Below are 718 nucleotides of genomic sequence, written 5' to 3' on the forward strand. Positions count from 1 at the left end.
AGCATGAATTCAATGGCCTCGTGCGCCTCGTGCAGCGTCATGGCCACCACCACGCCCTTGCCGGCCGCAAGGCCGTCGGCCTTGACGACGATGGGGGCGCCTTTTTCGTCCACATAGGCATGGGCCGCCGCGGCGTCGGTGAAGGTTTCGTATTCGGCCGTCGGAATACCGTGGCGCTTCATGAAGGCCTTGGAGAATGCCTTGGAGCTTTCCAGCTGCGCCGCCGCCTTGGTCGGGCCAAAAACCCGCAAGCCGTGCGCTCGGAACTCGTCAACGATACCGGCCGCAAGCGGCTGCTCGGGGCCCACCACTGTCAGCGCGATCTTCTCGGTCAGCGCCCATTCGCGCAGCGCCTTCACGTCGGTGATGTCAACATTTTCAAGGCGCGCATCCAGCGCGGTACCGCCGTTGCCGGGCGCAACATACACCGCCTGAACCTTGGGAGACTGCGCCAGTTTCCAGGCCAGCGCGTGCTCACGGCCGCCGCCGCCAATAACAAGAACTTTCACGGGAGGTTCAATCTAAAAAACAGMAAATAGCTGAGGTACACAACAAGAATAAATACGATGCCGAAAATGACCTTGACGGCCACCTTGGCGCGGCGCTGCATATCCAGCGCCTGATCATTGACTTTGCCGGCTTTCACAATGTTGGCACGGGTTTCATCGACCAGCGACTTCTGCACGGCCAGGGATTCCTTCTGCAGGGCGATCGCCTC

General features: G+C 60.8%; 2 protein-coding genes. Both read right to left on the bottom strand.

Annotated features, from left to right (window positions below):
* A partial coding sequence (locus AC1DWI_RS25320; protein WP_477726205.1) for a phosphoribosylamine--glycine ligase occupies positions 1 to 509 on the bottom strand: 509 nt, incomplete at its 3' end.
* A partial coding sequence (locus AC1DWI_RS25325; protein ID WP_477726206.1) for a hypothetical protein occupies positions 506 to 718 on the bottom strand: 213 nt, incomplete at its 5' end. The genes AC1DWI_RS25325 and AC1DWI_RS25320, both read right to left, overlap by 4 nt.

It is taken from the genome of Polaromonas sp. P3_C2, from assembly GCF_056402675.1.